Source organism: Mesorhizobium sp. C268A (assembly GCF_040324475.1).
GTDB lineage: Bacteria > Pseudomonadota > Alphaproteobacteria > Rhizobiales > Rhizobiaceae > Mesorhizobium.
Genome location: NZ_JAMYVX010000001.1, coordinates 3944694 through 3962094, shown reverse-complemented (window position 1 = coordinate 3962094; position 17401 = coordinate 3944694). Strand labels below are relative to the sequence as shown.

The window sequence follows — 17401 nt, the reverse complement described above, 5'->3', positions numbered from 1 at the left end:
CGACGAACCTGCGATGTTCCGTAAGTGAGAGCATTTATCTCAGCCGAAACGAAGAGCTTCGTCAGGCACGCACCCAGTCAACAGTGAGTTGCCCTGTCCCTCGTGGGCAGGAGCCGAGTGCCGGCTGCCTCCTGTATTGCAATCTTTGCCTATTCGGCGGCCCCGCCTCGGCGTACCGGCGACCAGGGAGAACTCTCCCTTGCCGTCCATCGACGGTCCATCCTCCAACGGCCCCGCGCTGGTTCGATACCTTCGACGAAGCAATTGATGAAGGCATAGGATACGTCCTGATACACACGGGAAGGAGTTGGGACCGGCAGAAACGCGTTAAGTCCGCCCATGTCTTCAATGGCCGTGAGCCACTGCTGTGGGTGCATGGTGTCGCGCGCAATAAGGAAGGACACGATGTCCTTCATGCCGGGATCGTTGGTCATGTTGTACAGGCGGGTAGCAAGTACGCGGCCACTTCCTTCCGCAGTGACGTTTGCGACCATATCTGCGCAAGATTGCCGCCGGCGTAGGGATGCGAAGCATTGAAGGGAAACGCCGTTGGCGTTTTCAGGCAGTGCGGCCAGGCCGGTCGACAAGATTTGGCGGACGTTCATCCCGTTGAGGGCCGAGCCGCCGACCTGTCGGGGAAAGGCGGTAGCGCTTCCGCGACCACCTTACCCCCGCTGCTTTGACGCCATGCCCACCAGCTCGCCGACTCTGCGGCTGGAGATTGCACTCATCGCTAATGACTGCTGGGCGTACTTTTCTGGGGTGGATCGTGCCGGTCCGCCTGTACGCTCGAATTTCTGCCTTTGGGATTCCGCTGGGGCCAGCTCAAAGACCTGAGGCATGCCTGAGCTAGGCTACTGGTGAACGCGTCTCCAAGGCCAAGTCTCTACTTTGCAGAACGCCTCCCTACGCCCCCAACGTCGGCTCCGTATTCACCTCCAGCGCCTCTTCCGCCTCATCTTCCTCGCCGAGCACCTCCCCATGCACCCCCAGCGGCCGGCCGATCCAGATCGGATCGACGAGATGGTCGCGTTTGGGGTTGGTGGTGTTGGGGTGGATGAGAATGCTCAGGCCGCCGTGGTTCAGCATCAGCCATGGGACCAGCGTGGCGAAGATCTCGGTGGCGAAGGAGACCTGGTACATGGCCTGCTCGTGCGGGCCGACCGGCTCGTCGCGCCAGTTGCCCAGGCGCACGCGAAAACGTTCGCCGATGCGCAGGCGCAGCCATTCGGCGTGTTGCCGCTCGGCTTGGCCGTCATAGTAGATGTGGGCGTGATAGCTGGCGATCTCGGCGAGCGGCCTTGCGGGTTGGCGGTGTTCACCTTGATGGCTCCCTCGGCGATTATGGTGCGGGCAGCGTATACGCAAGGGGGCGGGGTGGCCAAGGGGGGCACAGCGTGTGCTCGTCATCTCGATTTCGGGCCAATCGCATATGGAGCTCCCCCGCTCCGTCTCGGCTTCGCCCAGCCACCTCTACCCCCACATTCGTGGGGGAGAGGAAATGCTAATCGCCAAGATCGCTGCCTTGAAAAGCTTGGCATTTCCTCTCCCCCATGGACATGTGGGAGAGGTGGCCGCGAAGCGGACGGAGTGGGGGCGGGCGCCGCCGTATGCCTATTGCCAGCACTTCATCGGGCGAGGACCCGCTGATCGCAGAGGTCTCTTGCCCCAATCAAACCCTGCCCATCAGCACCAGGATCAGCAGCACCACCAGCACAATGCCGACGATGCCCGATGGCCCATAGCCCCAGGAGCGCGAATGCGGCCAGGCCGGTACGGCGCCGATCAGGATCAGGATCAAGACAATGATGAGGATGGTGCTGACGGTCATTAAGAGTCCCTCGCCTTGCTGGTCGGATACGAGGGGACAATGCAAAAGGCCGCCCGGTTGTTCCGGACGGCCTTTTGTCTGACTGGTCGAATGCAGCTATTCCGCGGCTTTCGGGAAGGCGATTGCCGGCTCGTCGAGCGGACCCGGTCTCGGCCCCATAGGCGCATCGGGCTTCTTGTCGCGGCCGAACAGCCGGCGGAAGAACGCGTAGAAGCGGCTGTTCTTGCTGCGCGTGAAGATCATCAGCATGGACGGCGTCACCACCAGCGTCAGCAGCGTGGCGAAGGACAGGCCGAAGACGATGGCCGAGGACAGCGAAATCCACCATTGCGTCGACGGCGCGTTGATCGTCGTCTCGTGATGGAAGATTTCCAGCCCGAGACCAAAGGCGATCGGCAGCACGCCGAGGATGGCCGATACCGCCGTCAGCACCACCGGGCGGGCGCGCTCGCGGCAGGTCTGCAGCACCGCCTCCATCTTGTCCCAGCCCTCTTCGCGCAGCCGGTCATAGGTGTCGATGAGCACGATGTTGTTGTTCACCACCACGCCGGCCAGCGCGATGACGCCGATGCCCGACATGACGATGCCGAAGGCCTCGCCGGTCAGGAGCAGCCCCAGGAACACACCGATCGTCGCCATGACCACGCAGGACAGCACCAGAAGCACGCTGGTGAACTTGTTGAACTGCATCAAGAGCACCAGGAAGATCAGGAAGATCGCCGCGCCGAAGGCCTTGCCGAGGAAGGCGCTGGCTTCGGCGCTGTCCTCGTTCGACCCCGCCAGCTTCCAGCGTATGCCGTTGTCGAGCTTCATGTCGGTGACCGCCTTGGTCACCTCCGCCTGCACCGCCGCAACCTGGTTACCGGCGGCGACGTTGGCCTGGACGACCACTGTGCGGGCGCCATCGATGCGGTTGAGGATGCCGACGGTCGGCTCCGGCTTGCGCACGACGAAGTTGGAGATCGGCACCGAGCCTTGCGCAGTCTGCACCCGGAGCTCGTCGAGCGTCGACAGCGTGCGGCGGTCTTCAGGCAGCCGCAGCCTGATGTCGACGGCATCGTCGGCGCCGGCAGGCCTGTACTCGGACAGCTTCAACCCGTTGGTCACCAGTTGCACCACCGTGCCGACGGCGGTCGGGCTGATACCGTATTGCGCCGCCTTGGCGCGGTCGACCTCGAGCGCCCAGTCGACGCCGGGCGGCGGCAGGCCGTCGGAAACGTCGATGACACCGGGCACCTTGGCAATGCGCGCCGCAACCGCGCGGGCCTGGTCGTCGAGCCCTTTGGGGTCGATGGCCGAAAGCCGCAGCTGCACCGCCTTGCCCGTGGGAGGACCGGCCTCCGGCACGCGCACTTCGACATCGACGCCGGGAATGCCGGCCATGACGGTGCGCAGCTCATCCAGGATGTTGTTCGCCGATTTGCGCTCGCGCCAGTCGATGAACTCATACTGGATGACGCCGACGACGTCCTCCGGCACGTCCTGTCCGCCGCCCTGCGTCTTGCCGACGCGGGTATAGACCGATTTGACGCCAGGCCAGCCAAGCAGCCGGTTTTCGGCGATCCTGGTCGCCGTGTCCATTTCGGCCAGCGAGAGATTGCCGCGGGCATGCACATAGAGCAGGCCGTAATCGGGCTCGACGCTGGGGAAGAACTCGACGCCGGCGCCATATTTCGAATAGGCGAAGCCGACGCCGGTGAGCAGCACGGCGGTGAGCACCAGCACGGTGATGGGGAAGCGCACCGCCTGTTTGACCAGCGCCATGTACCAGCCGTCGCGATTGTGTTCCTCGTGATGCTCCGGCGCCTTGGCGAAAAGCGCGCCCAGCGTCGGCGCGAACACCAGCGCATAAAGCATCGAGGCCGACAGCGTGACGATCAGCGTGATCGGCATGTATTTCATGAAGTCGCCGATGATGCCGGGCCAGAACAGCAGCGGCGAAAACGCCGCGATGCGGGTCATGGTCGCGGCGATGACCGGACCGGCCATGCGCTTGGCGGCCAGCGTGAAGGCTTCCGCCTTCGGCATGCCTTCGCCCATGCGCCGTTCGGCAAATTCGGTGACGATGATGGCGTCGTCGACCAGCATGCCGACCGCCAGGATAAGGCTGAACAGCACGATCATGTTGATCGTGTAGCCCATCATCGCAAGCAGCAGGATGCCGATCAGGAAGGATGACGGAATGGCAAGCCCGATCAGCAGCGAGGCGCGGCCCGACAGCGCATAGAGGATGACGATGAACACCAGGATGACGGCGATCATCACGTGGTTCTGCAGGTCGCCCAGCAGCTGGTTGACGAAGACAGACTTGTCCTGCGTGTAGGTGATGTTCATGCCTTCCGGCATCGTCTTGACGTAGGCGTCGGACACTTCCCGCACCTTGGCCAGCGTGTCGATCAGGTTGGCGCCAATGCGCTTCTTGACTTCGATGGCGATGGCCGGCTTGCCGTTGAGGCGAGTGATGGTCTCGGCGTCGGCGAAGGTCGAACGCACCGTGGCGATGTCCTTCGCCTGCACGACGGCATTGGGGCCGGCGACCACCGGCAAGGACGCGACATCCTCGGGTGTCTCGATCAGCGACGGCACCTTGACCGCGTATTTGCCTTCCGAACCCTCGATATTGCCGGCGGCGACCAGGCTGTTGGAAGCGCCGACCGCGCCGATCAACTGGTCGAGCTGCAGGCCGTAGGAGGACAGCTTCATCGGGTCGATGACGACCTCGACGAGATCGTCGCGCGCGCCTTGTATGGTGCCCTCAAGAACGCCCGGGACTTCCTCGATGCGGTCGCGCAGTTCGCGCGCCGCCGCCGTAAGCACACGCTCGGGCACATCGCCGGACAGCGTGACGACCAGGACGGGAAACTCGGAAATGTTGACCTCGGTAACAACCGGTTCTTCTGCCGCTTGGGGAAGGTCAGCCTTCGCGTCCTGAACCTTCGAGCGTGTATCAGTCACCGCGGTGTCGACTTTTATAGACGGCAGAAACTCAAGGAAGACAAAGGCACCGCCCTGATAGGCGGATGATTTCATCTCCTTTAACCCCTTGAGACTCTTAAGCTTTGCCTCCAGAGGCCTAAGCAGAAGTCTTTCAGCGTCTTCGGGCGCGATGCCTTGATAGGCAACATTTATATAAACATAAGGGGTAGGAACGTCGGGTTCCGCTTCCTTCGGCGTCGACTGATAGGCGACCCAGCCCGCCAGCAGCAGGAACACCAGCACCGCAATGGTCAGCCGGGCATTGTTGATCGCGAGTTTGACGATATCCATGGCCTGTTCTCAAGATTTCAGGAGCCGCATTGCCGCCGGTTGTCCCCGCCCCGGCTGTCCCCGGCCGGGGCCGCTCCGGCGCTACTGCGTTGTCGCTTCGCCCAACAGCTTCTGGATGGTCGCCCGGTCGGCCTCGACCGGCTTGACGACGTCGCCTTCCTTGACCAGTTCCTGGCCGGCGACGATGACGCGGGCATCGGCGGGAATGCCGCCAAGCACGAGCCCCTTCGGCGAGTCGTCGACCAGGTCGATCGGGAAGAACACCACCTTGTTGTCCTTGTCGACGGCACGGATGCCGAGGTCGCCCTTGTCGCCCAGCGTCACCACGGAGCGCGGCAACATGACGGCGTCGGTCGGCTGCGCGCTGAGCGAAATCTCGGCCGTCATGCCGGCCGGCACCGAGCCGTCGGCATTGGGCACGGCGATCTCGACGCGGAAGGTTCGGGTGGCCGACGAGGCGTCGCGGCTGATGTAGCGCACGGTGCCTTCGACGGTCTGGCCGCTGACCAGCCGCACAGCAGCCTTGTCGCCGAGCTTGAGATAGCCGAGGTCGCGTTCGCTGACTTCGCCGCGCGCAATCACTGGATCGAGCTTGAGGATGGTTGCCACCTCGCCGCCCTGCATGATGGAACTGCCGAGCTCCACCGGCACCCGGTCGATGACGCCGTCGAAGGGCGCCTTGACCAGATTGCGGTCGAGTTCGGCCTGCGCCGTTTCCAGCTGCGACTGCGCAGCGGTCAGGTTCGAACGCGCCGTGTCGAGCTGCAGCTTGGGCAGATTGCCGGTCTTCATGAGCCGCAGCGATGCGTCGAGTTCAGCCTGGCGCTGCGCGACGAGCTGCCTGGCACTGTCGACCATCGAGATCTTTTCTTCGGCCGCCAGCATCAGCACCAGGTCGCCGGTCTTGACGTGATCGCCCTGCTTGACCGGCAGCTTTTCGATGACGCCGGCGACGCGCGTCGCCAGCACGGCGCGCTTGTCGGCCTCGGTCAGCCCGGAAATGCGGATGGCGCGGGCATAGGTCTTGCGCGGCGGCGTCACCACAGCGACGGTGCGCAGCGGCGCCTTCGGTTCGGCCGCGGCGGTCTTGGCTCCATCCGGCGCCTTGGCCTGATCGCCCGGCTTGGCCTGATCGCCTGCCTTGCCAGCACCTTCGACAGCGGCGCTGCCGACGGACGAGAACGCGCCTGTTCCCATCCAGGCAGCAAAACCTATGAGCACGACAATAGCGGCAAGCTTGTGAAACCTGATCTTCGGCATCATTTTTTTCCACTGCGGGGTTCGGCCAAGTCGTTATCCAACAGGGTGTCCGTCGTCTAACAGCTACCGTGTCTTCCAACTCGGGCGCGTCGCCGATATGGGTGCGCGCCAGGCCGTGTTCAATTTGCCGTGAACGGCGAAGCCGCGCTTCTACATCAAAGTTGCATCGCAATACAGTCGAAAAGTTGCAGGAACATTGTGCCAGGCGATGTAGTGTGGCCAACGGGAAACGGTTTTGTCAGCGCCCCGTCAGGCGACAGAACCACAGCCGGCTTACGATCTTTTCCTGGCGGTCGGAGCGGTGAGCCACTTCTCGCCGCCGGAAGACGGCGCATAACCTTGGCGAACAGTTTACGCGCGGGATTGCTGATCCGTATACCGGCTTCGGCTGAGAACCATATCCATTCCTGTTGGCGAAGGATCAGCGCCTCTGTAATTGTTCAGTTTGAGCAATGCATTGGAATCGCTTGGAAAACGTCCACCCCATGTGGCTCGGATGCGCACCGCCAATGCCCGGTCCTTTCGGCGCCCAAGCGCTGGCCCCGGGTCTCACACAGAGGCGAACCGTGATGGATATCGCGGCGCAGAGAGATCCCAGTGCTTCTGGCATTTGCCGCCAGAATGCTGGAGCCGCTTGTAATGGAGGTGTTTTGAGCGGTGATCTCACCCCACGTCAGCACTAGATTTTGCGTTCATATATGACCGTGCCCTGCGTCGTCGCGCCTTGAATGGCAGTAGGCGTCAGTATGATTTTGTATACCGTCACACGCAGAAGTTGCGCCGCATCGGGAAACCGCCGGCGCTACTCCGAAAGCTCAGGCCCGCCGGCGTTCCGCCTCCGGCTTCTTGCGGGCGGCGAGAAATTCCTTCACCCGCCGTCCCGGTGCCGGCCCGCGCACCGGTTTGAAGCCGTCATCGAGTTCGCCGGAAAGATCGAGCGTCGGCCGCTTGCCGACGGCGTCGCAATTCTCCTCCAGCCAGTCGCTCGCCGCTATGCGGCCAAGGTCGCGCAAATAGGTCAAAAAAGCCCATTCGGCGTTGATCTTGGATGACGCCGACAGATCCTTGAACGCTTCGTCGGCATCGATGCGGTGCATGCGGATGTCGCGGTATTCGCCAGGCGGCAGCCGGCCGGCGGCGATCAGTTCCTTGACGAAGGCGATCGAGCGGAATTCGTTCAGCAGCCCGGCATTGAAGGTGATCTCGTCGATGCGGTTCTGGATCTCGTTGGCGCTTCTCGGCGTGCCTTCGCGCACCACCGGATTGATCTGCACCAGCAGCACATCCTCGGTCGCCGCCGTCTTGAAGAACGGAAACAGCGCCGGATTGCCGCCATAGCCGCCATCCCAATAGGGCACGCCCTTGATTTCGACGGCGCGGAACAATTGCGGCAGGCAGGCCGAGGCCATCACCGTGTCGAGGTCGATCTCGCCATCGGAAAAGACGCGCAGCTGGCCGGTCTCGACATTGGTCGCCGAAATGAACAGCTCCATCGACTTGCAGGCGTGAACATTTTTGAAATCGATCTCCTGCTCGACCACGTCGCGCAGCGGGTTCAAGCCCAGCGGATTGGCGACATAGGGCGAAAACACTCGAGACATGGTGTCGAAGAAGAAATAGCCGGGCGTGTTCTCGATCGACCAGTTGCCCCAGGCGACGTCCCACGGCATGCGCTGCACCGGGCTGAAGCGGCCCTTGGCCGCCACCGCGCGCCAGAAATCGTCGAGCTTTTGCCGTGCACCCTCGACGCCGGCGCGCACAAACCCATCGGCCAGCGCCACCGCATTCATCGCGCCGGCGCTGGTGCCGGACACGGCTGAAATGTCGAGCCTGCCATCCTCCAGCAGCCGGTCGAGTACGCCCCAGGAGAAAGCCCCGTGCGAGCCGCCTCCCTGCAGCGCAATGTTGATCTTCTTCGTTTCCTCCGCCTTGCCGTTTTTGGTCATGGCGTTCCTGTTCAGTTTGGTCGCTGCTGCCTCATTCCGCCCGGAAATCGGGCGGGTTCGACGGCAGCGGACTTATATTGCAGTGCAGCATATAAGGGATGACCAAGGCAAGAACACGAACACGGTCGCGTGATCACATGAAATTTTGGTCATGGGGAATGGTCCTCCACGCCCAGGTCTTCGCCCTACGAATACCCCCACCCTTGATCCCTCCCCACAAGGGGGAGGGAGACTTGGTAGACGCTGATCTCAGCAAACCACCGACGTTTCGGCGGCGCGCGCCAGCTGCCCTCCCCTTGTGGGGGTCCGAAGGACGGGCGAGATTCGTGGCTCGCCCCGGCAAGCTAGGGTGGGGTCCTCTTCGCAACAATCTGAACTTGGACCTCAGGCCACGAGGTCCGGCACCGGCCCGACATAGCGCGACTGTGGACGGATCAGCCGCCCCGTCGTCTGCTGTTCGCGCGCATGCGCGATCCAGCCGGCGACACGTCCGGCGGCAAAGACATTGCTGAACGCCTGTGGCGGAAAGCCAGCCGCCTCAAGCACAAGCGCTGTGTAAAACTCGACATTGGTCTGCAGCGAGCGCTGCGGCTTGGCGATCCGCAGCACTTCGAGCGCCGTGTGCTCGACCTGTTCGGCGAAGGCCAGGCGGCGGCCGGCTTCGCCCTCGCTGCCGAGCTGCCGCACGACGGCTTTCAGTACATCGGCGCGCGGATCGCGCACGCGGTAGATACGATGGCCGAAACCCATGATGCGCTCGCCATGCGCGACCTTCTCGCGCAGCCAACCGGCCGCGTCGCCATGCGCCTGGATTGCATCGAGCATCTCGATCACCGGGCCGGGCGCGCCGCCGTGCAGCGGCCCCTTGAGCGCGCCGAGCCCAGCCAGCACCGACGATGTCAGCCCGGCCAGCGTCGATGCGACGACGCGGGTGGCGAAGGTCGAGGCGTTGAGGCCGTGATCGCAGACGGTCACCAGATAGGTGTCGAGTGCCCTTGCCAGCGCCGGCGACGGGACGGATCCCTCGAGCATCCTCAGCATGTCGGCGGCATGATCGGCCTTCGCGTCAGGTGCGATCGGCTGCTCGCCACGCGCCAGGCGCAGCAGAGCCGGCGTCAGCACGGCGGGCGCCGCGATCAGCCGCAAGGCGTCCGTCGGTGTCTCGCCATCCGGCAGCAGCGCCATGCCGGCGCGCATGGCGCCATAGATCTCAATCGGTGCGAGCAGCGGCAGCGAGGGTGCAAGCCGCTCGAACAGCTCGACGCGAGCCTTGCCCAGCCTCGCTGCCAGTTCGGCATCGCCGGGAAGGCCGTCGAAGAAGCCGTCGAGCAACAGGCGAACCACTTGCGCATAGCGCCAGCGTCCCGCCAATTCCGGCAGCGAATGACCGCGGATCGTCAGGCGGCCGCCAAGGCCATCGACATCGGAGAGCACGGTCTCCGCCGCCACCACATCATCGAGCCCGTTCGGCATATCTCATCTCCTTGCAGCTTTTCTGCATGGGAGATAAGGGTTAGGCTGCGCCTCGATCAATCTTGATCAATATAATCAATGCATGGGCTGAAAATGTCCGAATGGCTGTCGCGGGATGAGGCGCTGGAACGGCTCAAGGTCCGGCCGCAGACGCTCTACGCCTATGTCAGCCGTGGCCGCATCGGCATGCGGCCGGATGAGAGCGACCCGCGCCGCAGCCAGTACCGCGCCGACGACATCGCGGCATTGGCGACCCGCCGGGCGCGGGGCCGCAGTCCCTCGGCCATCGCCGAGAGTGCGATCGCCTGGGGCGAACCCTCGATCGCAACAGCAATTTCAACCGTTCTGCACGGGCGCCTCATCTACCGAGGGCAAGACGCCGTTGCGCTTTCCAAAGCGGCGACGCTGGAGGAAACCGCTGCTGTGCTCTGGGCCTCGCCTGAACCGGTGGCTTTCAAAGCTCCGTCATCTGAAGCGCCTCATCCAGTCGGCCGCGCCTCGGCCTTTGCGCAGCTTGCCATGCTTGCAGGCCACGGGCGGCCTTCGCTAGGACGCAGCGCCGCCTCGCTGTGCACCGAGGCCGCGCGCACAGTCGGAGCGCTGGCGCAGTCGCTGGGCGCTGAAGCCGGCACAGCGCCCGTCCATAAGCGCCTGGCGCAGGGCTGGTCGGTAGATGCGACGGGAGCGGAAGCGATCCGCTGCGCCCTCGTCCTGCTCGCCGATCATGAACTCAACGCATCGACCTTCGCCGCCCGCGTCGCAGCGTCCACAGGGGCCTCGCCTGCCGCATGCCTGTTGGCCGGCCTGGCAACGCTGTCCGGCCCGCGCCACGGCGGCGCCGGCGAAGCGGTGATGCAACTGGCTGAAGATGCAGCAGCCCACGGCGCGGATGCGGCGATCCGGCGCTGGCTCGGCCATGATCGGCCCTTGCCGGCGTTCGGCCATCCGCTCTATCCCGACGGCGATCCCCGTGCCACCGCACTTCTGGCAGTCATCCCTGTCGACGAGACGCTGCAACAGCTGCAAAAAGCCGCCATGGCGGCAGCCGGTGCCCAGCCCAACATCGACTTCGCCCTGGCCGCACTAACGCGCGGCCTTGGCTTGCCGCGCGATGCACCGTTCCAGCTATTCGCGCTTGGACGCAGCGTCGGCTGGGCCGCGCATATGGTCGAACAGATCATTAGCGGCAGCATCATCAGGCCGCGTGGCCGCTATGAGGGACGCGTGACTTAAGCCGACCTGGCCGTGTTCCCGAAACGCGCACGGTACGCGACGGGCGTCGTGGCGAATTGCCGGCGGAAGTGATGCCGCAACGTGCCTGCCGCGCCAAAGCCGGCGGTCTCGGCAATCCGTTCGATCGGCATGGCGGTGTCTTCCAGCAGCGTGCGCGCCCGCGAAAGCCGTTCCGACAGCAGCCAGCGCGCCGGCGTGACGCCGGTTGCGGCCGCGAACCGGCGCAGGAATGTCCGCTCGCTCATCCCGGCAAGCTCGGCCAAGATGGCGACGGGATAGTCGGCGGCAATATCGGCGCGCATCCTGTCGATCAACGGTCCAAGCCGGCTGCGCTCATGTGGCTCGGGTACGGAACTCTCGACATACTGCGCCTGGCCGCCGTCGCGATGCGGCGGCACCACCAGGCGACGCGCCACCATGTTTGCCGCCTTGGTGCCAAAGTCGCGCCGGACCAGATGCAGGCAGAGGTCGATGCCCGCGGCACTGCCTGCCGATGTCAGCACATTGCCCTCATCGATGTACAAAACGTCCGGAATCACGGTGATGTCGGGGTACATCTCCGTCAGCTTCTCGCTGTAGCGCCAATGCGTGGTCGCCCTTTTGCCCGCAAGCAGGCCGGCGGCGGCAAGCACGAACACGCCCGAACAGATCGAAAGAATGTGAGCGCCGCGCTCGCTCGCCTTCCGCAGCGCCTCGATCAGCGCCGGCGGCACCGGAGCCTCCGTTCCGCGCCATCCCGGTACGATCACCGTGCCGGCCTGGCCGATCAGATCGATCCCGCCGTCGGCAACAATACGCACGCCGCCCAGCGCGCGCATTTCACCGCCATCGATCCCGGCAACGGCAAAACGGTACCAATCCTCACCCATTTCCGGCCGGGGCAAGGCGAAGATCTCAACCGCCACGCCAAACTCGAACGTGCACAGCCCGTCATAGGCAACGGCAACGACAAGAGGGTTGGCAGGGCGCGGATTGGCAGAGGATGGCATGATCTTGACGATATATGGCAAAGCTGCCAGCTGCAATCGCCCTGCTTCCTGTCTTATCTCTCCGTCGCATCAGCAATGGAGATACGAGGATGAGCCACGTGACAGACATTCCGGCGGCATCGCCGGCAATCGCCCGCGACCATTTTCTGCGCCGGCTTTCCGTCGAGACCGACTGTTCCGACGTCGCCGCCGCACTGCGTGCCGGGGAGCCGGACTTTGTTCTCCTGCATGTGGTCGGTTCGCCGGAAGCCTATGGACGCCGCCATGTGCCGGGCGCGGTGCATCTGCCGCACCGCGAAATATCGGCCGGGCGGATGGTGCAATGGCCCGAAAAGACGCTGTTCGTCGTCTATTGCGCGGGACCGCATTGCAATGGCGCGGATCAGGCGGCCTTCAAGCTGGCCAGCCTCGGTCGTCCCGTGAAGATCATGATCGGCGGCATAACCGGTTGGCAGGACGAGGACCTTCCTTTCGCTTCAGGCAAGGAGCCCGGTGTCTTGCACGCGTGAGGCCAAGGCCAGGCTGCCGCGGCAGCGTCCACGCGATATGGTCGGGCTGGAGCAAGCATGCAGAAGGCGATGGTTAGAATTCGTCCATTCGTGCGCCAGGATGTCGGTGCGGTGCTCGCCCTCATGCGGGCGCTAGCCGTCTTCGAGGGTTATGACGACAAGCTTCGCGTCACCGAAGCGAACCTCATCGAGCACGGGCTGGGGCCATCGCCCCGGTTCGGCGTGTTGGCGGCGGAGCGAGAGGGCGTGATCGTCGGCATCGCCGTCCACTACCTCATCCCCTGGACCTACGACCTGAAGCCGGTTGTCTGGCTGAAGGAACTCTACGTCACTGAAGCGACGCGCGGGATGGGGGTCGGCCATGCGCTTGTTGAACAGCTTCGCCAACACGCTTTGAGCATTGGCGCCTCCGCCATCAAATGGACGGTGCTGAAATCCAACTCGCCGGCCAAAGCCTTCTACCGCTCGCTCGACGGCCAGCCCGACGGTATCTGGGAATCGTGGCAACTGAAAATCGACCCGTGAGGCAAGGCCCAGCCGGGTTGAGCCGGTTCAGACCATTGCCCGGCCGCCTCTACGACATCGTGTCGAGCTTGCGCTGCATGGCGGCGATCTGTTGCTTCAGTTCCTGAAGGTCGTCGCCGCTTTTTTCCGGGACATCCTTGCGGGCCGGCTCGGGTGCAGCCGCGGCCGCAGCATTTGTGGCGGCGGTCGGGAAGGGCGTGAACAGGCGCATCGCGTTCTGGAACATTTCCATGTTGCGGCGTGTCTGCTCTTCCAGCGCCTTGATCGGCGTGGCGATCTTCATCACATCCAGCGGCGACTTGCCGATCGCGCCCTTCATCTGCTCGCGGAACCGCTCCTGTTCCTTGGAGAAGGCCATCATCGACTGTTCGAGGAAGCTCGGCACGATCTGCTGCATCTGGTCGCCATAGAAAGCGATCAGCTGGCGCAGGAACGGGATCGGCAGCATGTTCTGCCCATCCTTGTTCTCCAGTTCGAAGATGATCTGCGTCAGCACCGGATGGGTAATGTCGTCACCGGTCTTGGCGTCCTGGACGGTGAACTCCTCGCCCTTCTTGACCATCTCGGCCAGATCCTCGAGCGTCACATAGGTGCTGGTGCCGGTGTTGTAGAGCCGGCGATTGGCATATTTCTTGATAATGATAGGGTCGTCTTTCGCGGCCATCAGCATCCTCCCGGGACACCGGCGCGCCTGAGTAAGCCGCCGGTAACGATTGCGCCATTTTTAAGGATATGCGCAAAAGCTCTATAATTCCAAGCGCTTTGTGCAGTGCGGCATCATTTATTGCTGCATGGCCGGCCGATTATGCTGCGCAGCAAAGGTTGGGCGATCCCGCCGGCCGCTCACGCCCTGCTTGCGGCGCTTGGCCGGCATGCCCATTTCCGGTTTGACTTGGGGTGTGGAACGGGCAAGAAAAGTCCCAACAAGCCCCCAAGAACACGACACCTCGAAGTCTGGAGAGAAAAATGTCCGCTTCCAATTCAATCGTCGTTGCCAGCGCCGCACGCACGGCTGTCGGCTCTTTCAACGGCGCCTTCGCCGCCACCCCGGCGCATGAACTTGGCGCCGTCGTCATCAGGGAGCTTTTGGCGCGCGCCGGCGTCGAGCCGGGCGAAGTCGATGAGGTCATTCTCGGCCAGGTGCTGACCGCCGCGCAGGGCCAGAACCCCGCCCGCCAGGCGTCGATCAATGCCGGCCTGCCCAAGGAGACGACCGCCTGGGGCCTCAACCAGGTTTGCGGCTCGGGCCTGCGCGCCATCGCGCTCGGCATGCAGCAGATCGCCGCCGGCGACGCCACGGTGATCATCGCCGGCGGCCAGGAATCGATGTCGCTGTCGCCGCACGCCGAGCACCTGCGCGCCGGCGTCAAGATGGGCGACTACAAGATGATCGACACCATGATCAAGGACGGGTTGTGGGACGCCTTCAACGGCTACCACATGGGCAACACCGCCGAGAACGTCGCCCGCCAGTTCCAGATCACCCGCGACGACCAGGACCAGTTTGCGCTCGCCTCGCAAAACAAGGCCGAGGCCGCGCAGAAGGCCGGCAAGTTCAAGGACGAGATCGTCGCCTTCACGATCAAGGGCAGGAAGGGCGACACTGTCGTCGACCAGGACGAGTACATCCGCCACGGCGCCACCATCGACGCCATGTCCAAGCTGAAGCCGGCTTTCGACAAGGACGGCACCGTGACCGCCGCCAACGCGTCGGGCATCAATGACGGCGCCGCCGGCGCGCTGCTGATGAGCGAGGCTGAAGCCACAAGGCGCGGCATCACCCCGCTGGTGCGCATCGCCTCATGGGCGACGGCTGGCGTTGATCCGGCGATCATGGGAACCGGACCTATTCCCGCCTCGAAGCGGGCGCTCGAGAAGGCCGGCTGGTCGGTCAAGGACCTCGACCTTGTCGAGGCCAATGAAGCCTTCGCCGCGCAGGCCTGCGCCGTCAACAAGGGCATGGGCTGGGATACGTCGATCGTCAACGTCAATGGCGGCGCCATCGCCATCGGCCATCCGATCGGCGCGTCGGGCGCCCGCGTCTTCAACACGCTGGTTTTCGAGATGCGCCGCCGCGGCGCCAAGAAGGGCCTTGCCACGCTGTGCATCGGCGGCGGCATGGGCGTCGCTCTGTGCGTGGAAGCGCTGTGAAAGAGAAGTGAGTAGTGAATAGGGAGTAGTGAATGGGGAAGAAGGAGCAGCGCGGCGGGATATCGATCCCTACTCGCTACTCCCTACTCCCTATTCCCTTCTTCCGACAAAGGGAGGAAGAACTTTCAATGACCAAAGTAGCGCTCGTCACCGGTGGATCGCGCGGCATCGGCGCCGCCATATCGATCGGCCTGAAGAATGCCGGTTACACCGTTGCAGCCAACTATGCCGGCAATGACGAGGCAGCGGGGAAGTTCAGCGCACAAACCGGCATCAAGGCCTACAAATGGTCGGTCGCCGACTACGACGCCTGTGCCGCCGGAATCAAACAGGTCGAGGCCGATCTCGGCCCGGTCTCGGTGCTGGTCAACAATGCCGGCATTACCCGCGACGCCATGTTCCACAAGCTGACGCGCGAGCAGTGGAAGGAAGTCATCGACACCAATCTGTCTGGCGTCTTCAACATGACGCATCCGCTGTGGGGCGGCATGCGCGACCGCAAATTCGGCCGCGTCATCACCATCTCCTCCATCAACGGCCAGAAAGGCCAGGCCGGCCAGGTCAACTATTCCGCCGCAAAGGCCGGCGACATCGGCTTCTCGAAGGCGCTGGCGCAGGAGGGCGCGCGCGCGGGCATCACCGTCAATGTCATCTGCCCCGGCTACATCGCCACCGAGATGGTCAAGGCGATCGACGAGAAGGTGCTGAATGAACGCATCATCCCGCAGATCCCGGTCGGCCGCCTCGGCGAACCGGAAGAGATCGCGCGTTGCGTCGTCTTCCTCGCTTCCGAAGACGCCGGCTTCATCACCGGTTCGACCATTACAGCCAATGGCGGCCAGTACTTCGTCTGACGTCATGCCGCACTCGGCAACGCGCCGATTCGCCTGACCGTCGCAACTGTCAGGCGGCGAGCTTCAGCCCTGATTTGGCCTCAGGCTTGCTGGCGGCAATTAAGCCAGGCGCCTTTGCGGGCGCCGGCAGCCGGGCGTTTGAGGCCCGACTGAGACCCGACAGCTTCAGCGCAATGCGACGCTTCACGAACGGCAGAAGATTCACCAAGGAAAGCGACAGGTTGCGGACGAACCGCTTCGCCGGATTATGGGCAAGCGCCATCTCCGTCATCTTCCCCGCAAGATCGAGCACTTCCTGAGCCGCTGGGCGGCGCAGCTTTTCGTATAGGTCGAGTTCTGTCGCCGAGCGAATGCCGTTCACCACATCGCCAAGCAACTGGCCAAGCACGACCGCGTCGATGATGCCGGTATTCATGCCCTGCCCACCCGCGGGACTGTGTACATGCGCGGCATCGCCCATCAGGAACAGCCGGTCCTTGCGATAGGCCCTGACCAGACGATGATGCACGCGAAAGCGCGAACTCCACGTCAGGTCGAGCACGCGGGCTCTTGTCGTGGTTGGCCCGCGGCTATCGAGCAATGCCTGGATGTCGGCGGTGCCGGGCTTTTCCGGCGCATCCTTCATCGTCGCGACGACGCGGTACGAGCCATCCGGCAGCGGCGCCACCACCACCAGGCCCGCCGGTGCGAAAAACAGCGACACTTCGGCCGGTCCTACAGGCCAGTCCAGGCGAACGTCGGCCAGCACAAACGAACCATCATAGGCCTCGCCATCGAACTCGATGCCGGTCGACTTGCGCACCAGGCTCTGCATGCCGTCGGCTCCGACGACGTATCGCGCCGAGATGAGTTTTTCGTGGCCCTGCTCGACCACTGTCACGCGCGCGCCGTCACTGTCTTGAGCAACGGCCACAGCCTCGACCTCGCGATGAATGACGCCACCCAGGACCGCGATCCGTTCAGCGAACACCTGCTCGGTCACGTTCTGCGGCAGCATCATCAGGTAGGGATGCTTTGACGGCAGCTTGCCGAAATCGAGCTTGAGCAGCACCCGGCTCCGATCGCGGATGGCGAAATCGTCGAGATTCACGGAAAGCTCACTCAGCCGCTGCGTGAGGCCGAGCGGCTCCAGTGATTCCAGCGTTTGCGCATGGATGACCCCAGCGCGCGACGTTTGCAGACCCTGCGTCAGTCTGTCGATCAGCACGTGATCGACGCCAGCTTGATGCAGCGCGATTGATAGCGCCATACCAGTCGGGCCGGCGCCAATGATAAGGACTTCCGTTGTCTCAGGCAGCATTCCCCGTCTCCATTTATCAACACGTGTTGACTTCTAGTAAGTTGGATTGCATTTGTCAACGGC

Annotated in this window: 15 protein-coding genes; 5 read left to right on the top strand and 10 right to left on the bottom strand. The window is 63.7% G+C overall.

The genetic code is table 11. From position 1 onward, the window contains the following. Window positions 1–149: 149 nt before the first annotated feature. The 7 genes from NKL06_RS19275 to NKL06_RS19245 all read right to left on the bottom strand — a co-directional run bounded on the left by NKL06_RS19275 (window position 150) and on the right by NKL06_RS19245 (window position 9777). Window positions 150–605, bottom strand: coding sequence for a manganese catalase family protein (locus NKL06_RS19275; RefSeq protein WP_081725537.1), 456 nt, complete (start codon window positions 603–605; stop codon window positions 150–152). Window positions 606–906: 301 nt separating this feature from the next. Further along, window positions 907–1410, bottom strand: a complete 504-nt coding sequence (locus tag NKL06_RS19270) for a DOPA 4,5-dioxygenase family protein (protein ID WP_348625507.1) — start codon at window positions 1408–1410, stop codon at window positions 907–909. A 262-nt stretch (window positions 1411–1672) separates the two neighbouring features. Further along, window positions 1673–1831: a DUF3309 family protein gene (locus NKL06_RS19265; protein WP_023673853.1), complete on the bottom strand. Its 159-nt coding sequence runs from the start codon at window positions 1829–1831 to the stop codon at window positions 1673–1675. Window positions 1832–1927: 96 nt separating this feature from the next. Continuing rightward, the gene (locus NKL06_RS19260) at window positions 1928–5098 is read right to left on the bottom strand and encodes an efflux RND transporter permease subunit (protein ID WP_023693625.1); all 3171 of its coding nucleotides are present in this window, start codon (window positions 5096–5098) and stop codon (window positions 1928–1930) included. Between the two features lie 81 nt (window positions 5099–5179). After that, window positions 5180–6358, bottom strand: coding sequence for an efflux RND transporter periplasmic adaptor subunit (locus tag NKL06_RS19255; protein ID WP_023693624.1), 1179 nt, complete (start codon window positions 6356–6358; stop codon window positions 5180–5182). An 815-nt stretch (window positions 6359–7173) separates the two neighbouring features. Then, entirely contained in the window at window positions 7174–8304 is a 1131-nt protein-coding gene (locus NKL06_RS19250) for a patatin-like phospholipase family protein (RefSeq protein ID WP_023693623.1), read from the bottom strand. A 384-nt stretch (window positions 8305–8688) separates the two neighbouring features. After that, a complete protein-coding gene (locus NKL06_RS19245; RefSeq protein WP_023693621.1) occupies window positions 8689–9777 on the bottom strand; it encodes a citrate synthase/methylcitrate synthase in 1089 nt (362 codons plus the stop codon). 93 nt (window positions 9778–9870) lie between these two features. Between NKL06_RS19245 and NKL06_RS19240 the strand changes: the two genes are divergently transcribed. Then, window positions 9871–11010 carry a citrate synthase gene (locus NKL06_RS19240; protein ID WP_023693620.1) on the top strand — a complete coding sequence of 380 codons (1140 nt, stop codon included), beginning with the start codon at window positions 9871–9873 and terminating at the stop codon, window positions 11008–11010. Here the strand turns inward: NKL06_RS19240 and ftrA are convergent. After that, the gene (gene ftrA / locus NKL06_RS19235; RefSeq protein WP_023693619.1) at window positions 11007–11999 is read right to left on the bottom strand and encodes a transcriptional regulator FtrA; all 993 of its coding nucleotides are present in this window, start codon (window positions 11997–11999) and stop codon (window positions 11007–11009) included. The genes NKL06_RS19240 and ftrA overlap by 4 nt on opposite strands. A gap of 89 nt (window positions 12000–12088) precedes the next feature. Here ftrA and NKL06_RS19230 point away from each other — a divergent pair, with 89 nt between their 5' ends. Then, the gene (locus NKL06_RS19230; RefSeq protein ID WP_023693618.1) at window positions 12089–12508 is read left to right on the top strand and encodes a rhodanese-like domain-containing protein; all 420 of its coding nucleotides are present in this window, start codon (window positions 12089–12091) and stop codon (window positions 12506–12508) included. A 57-nt stretch (window positions 12509–12565) separates the two neighbouring features. Continuing rightward, entirely contained in the window at window positions 12566–13033 is a 468-nt protein-coding gene (locus NKL06_RS19225; RefSeq protein ID WP_050593023.1) for a GNAT family N-acetyltransferase, read from the top strand. A gap of 49 nt (window positions 13034–13082) precedes the next feature. Here the strand turns inward: NKL06_RS19225 and phaR are convergent, their stop codons facing one another. Continuing rightward, complete coding sequence (phaR, locus tag NKL06_RS19220; protein ID WP_023685813.1) at window positions 13083–13697, bottom strand: polyhydroxyalkanoate synthesis repressor PhaR; 615 nt, start codon at window positions 13695–13697, stop codon at window positions 13083–13085. A 302-nt stretch (window positions 13698–13999) separates the two neighbouring features. Between phaR and NKL06_RS19215 the strand changes: the two genes are divergently transcribed. Continuing rightward, window positions 14000–15184: an acetyl-CoA C-acetyltransferase gene (locus tag NKL06_RS19215; protein WP_023673832.1), complete on the top strand. Its 1185-nt coding sequence runs from the start codon at window positions 14000–14002 to the stop codon at window positions 15182–15184. 128 nt (window positions 15185–15312) lie between these two features. Then, on the top strand, window positions 15313–16038 hold the full coding sequence (gene phbB, locus NKL06_RS19210; RefSeq protein WP_023707257.1) for an acetoacetyl-CoA reductase: 726 nt from the start codon (window positions 15313–15315) through the stop codon (window positions 16036–16038). Between the two features lie 49 nt (window positions 16039–16087). On the opposite strand, the gene NKL06_RS19205 is transcribed toward phbB, so the two are convergent. Continuing rightward, entirely contained in the window at window positions 16088–17338 is a 1251-nt protein-coding gene (locus tag NKL06_RS19205) for an FAD-dependent oxidoreductase (protein ID WP_023693614.1), read from the bottom strand. Between the last annotated feature and the right edge of the window lie 63 nt (window positions 17339–17401).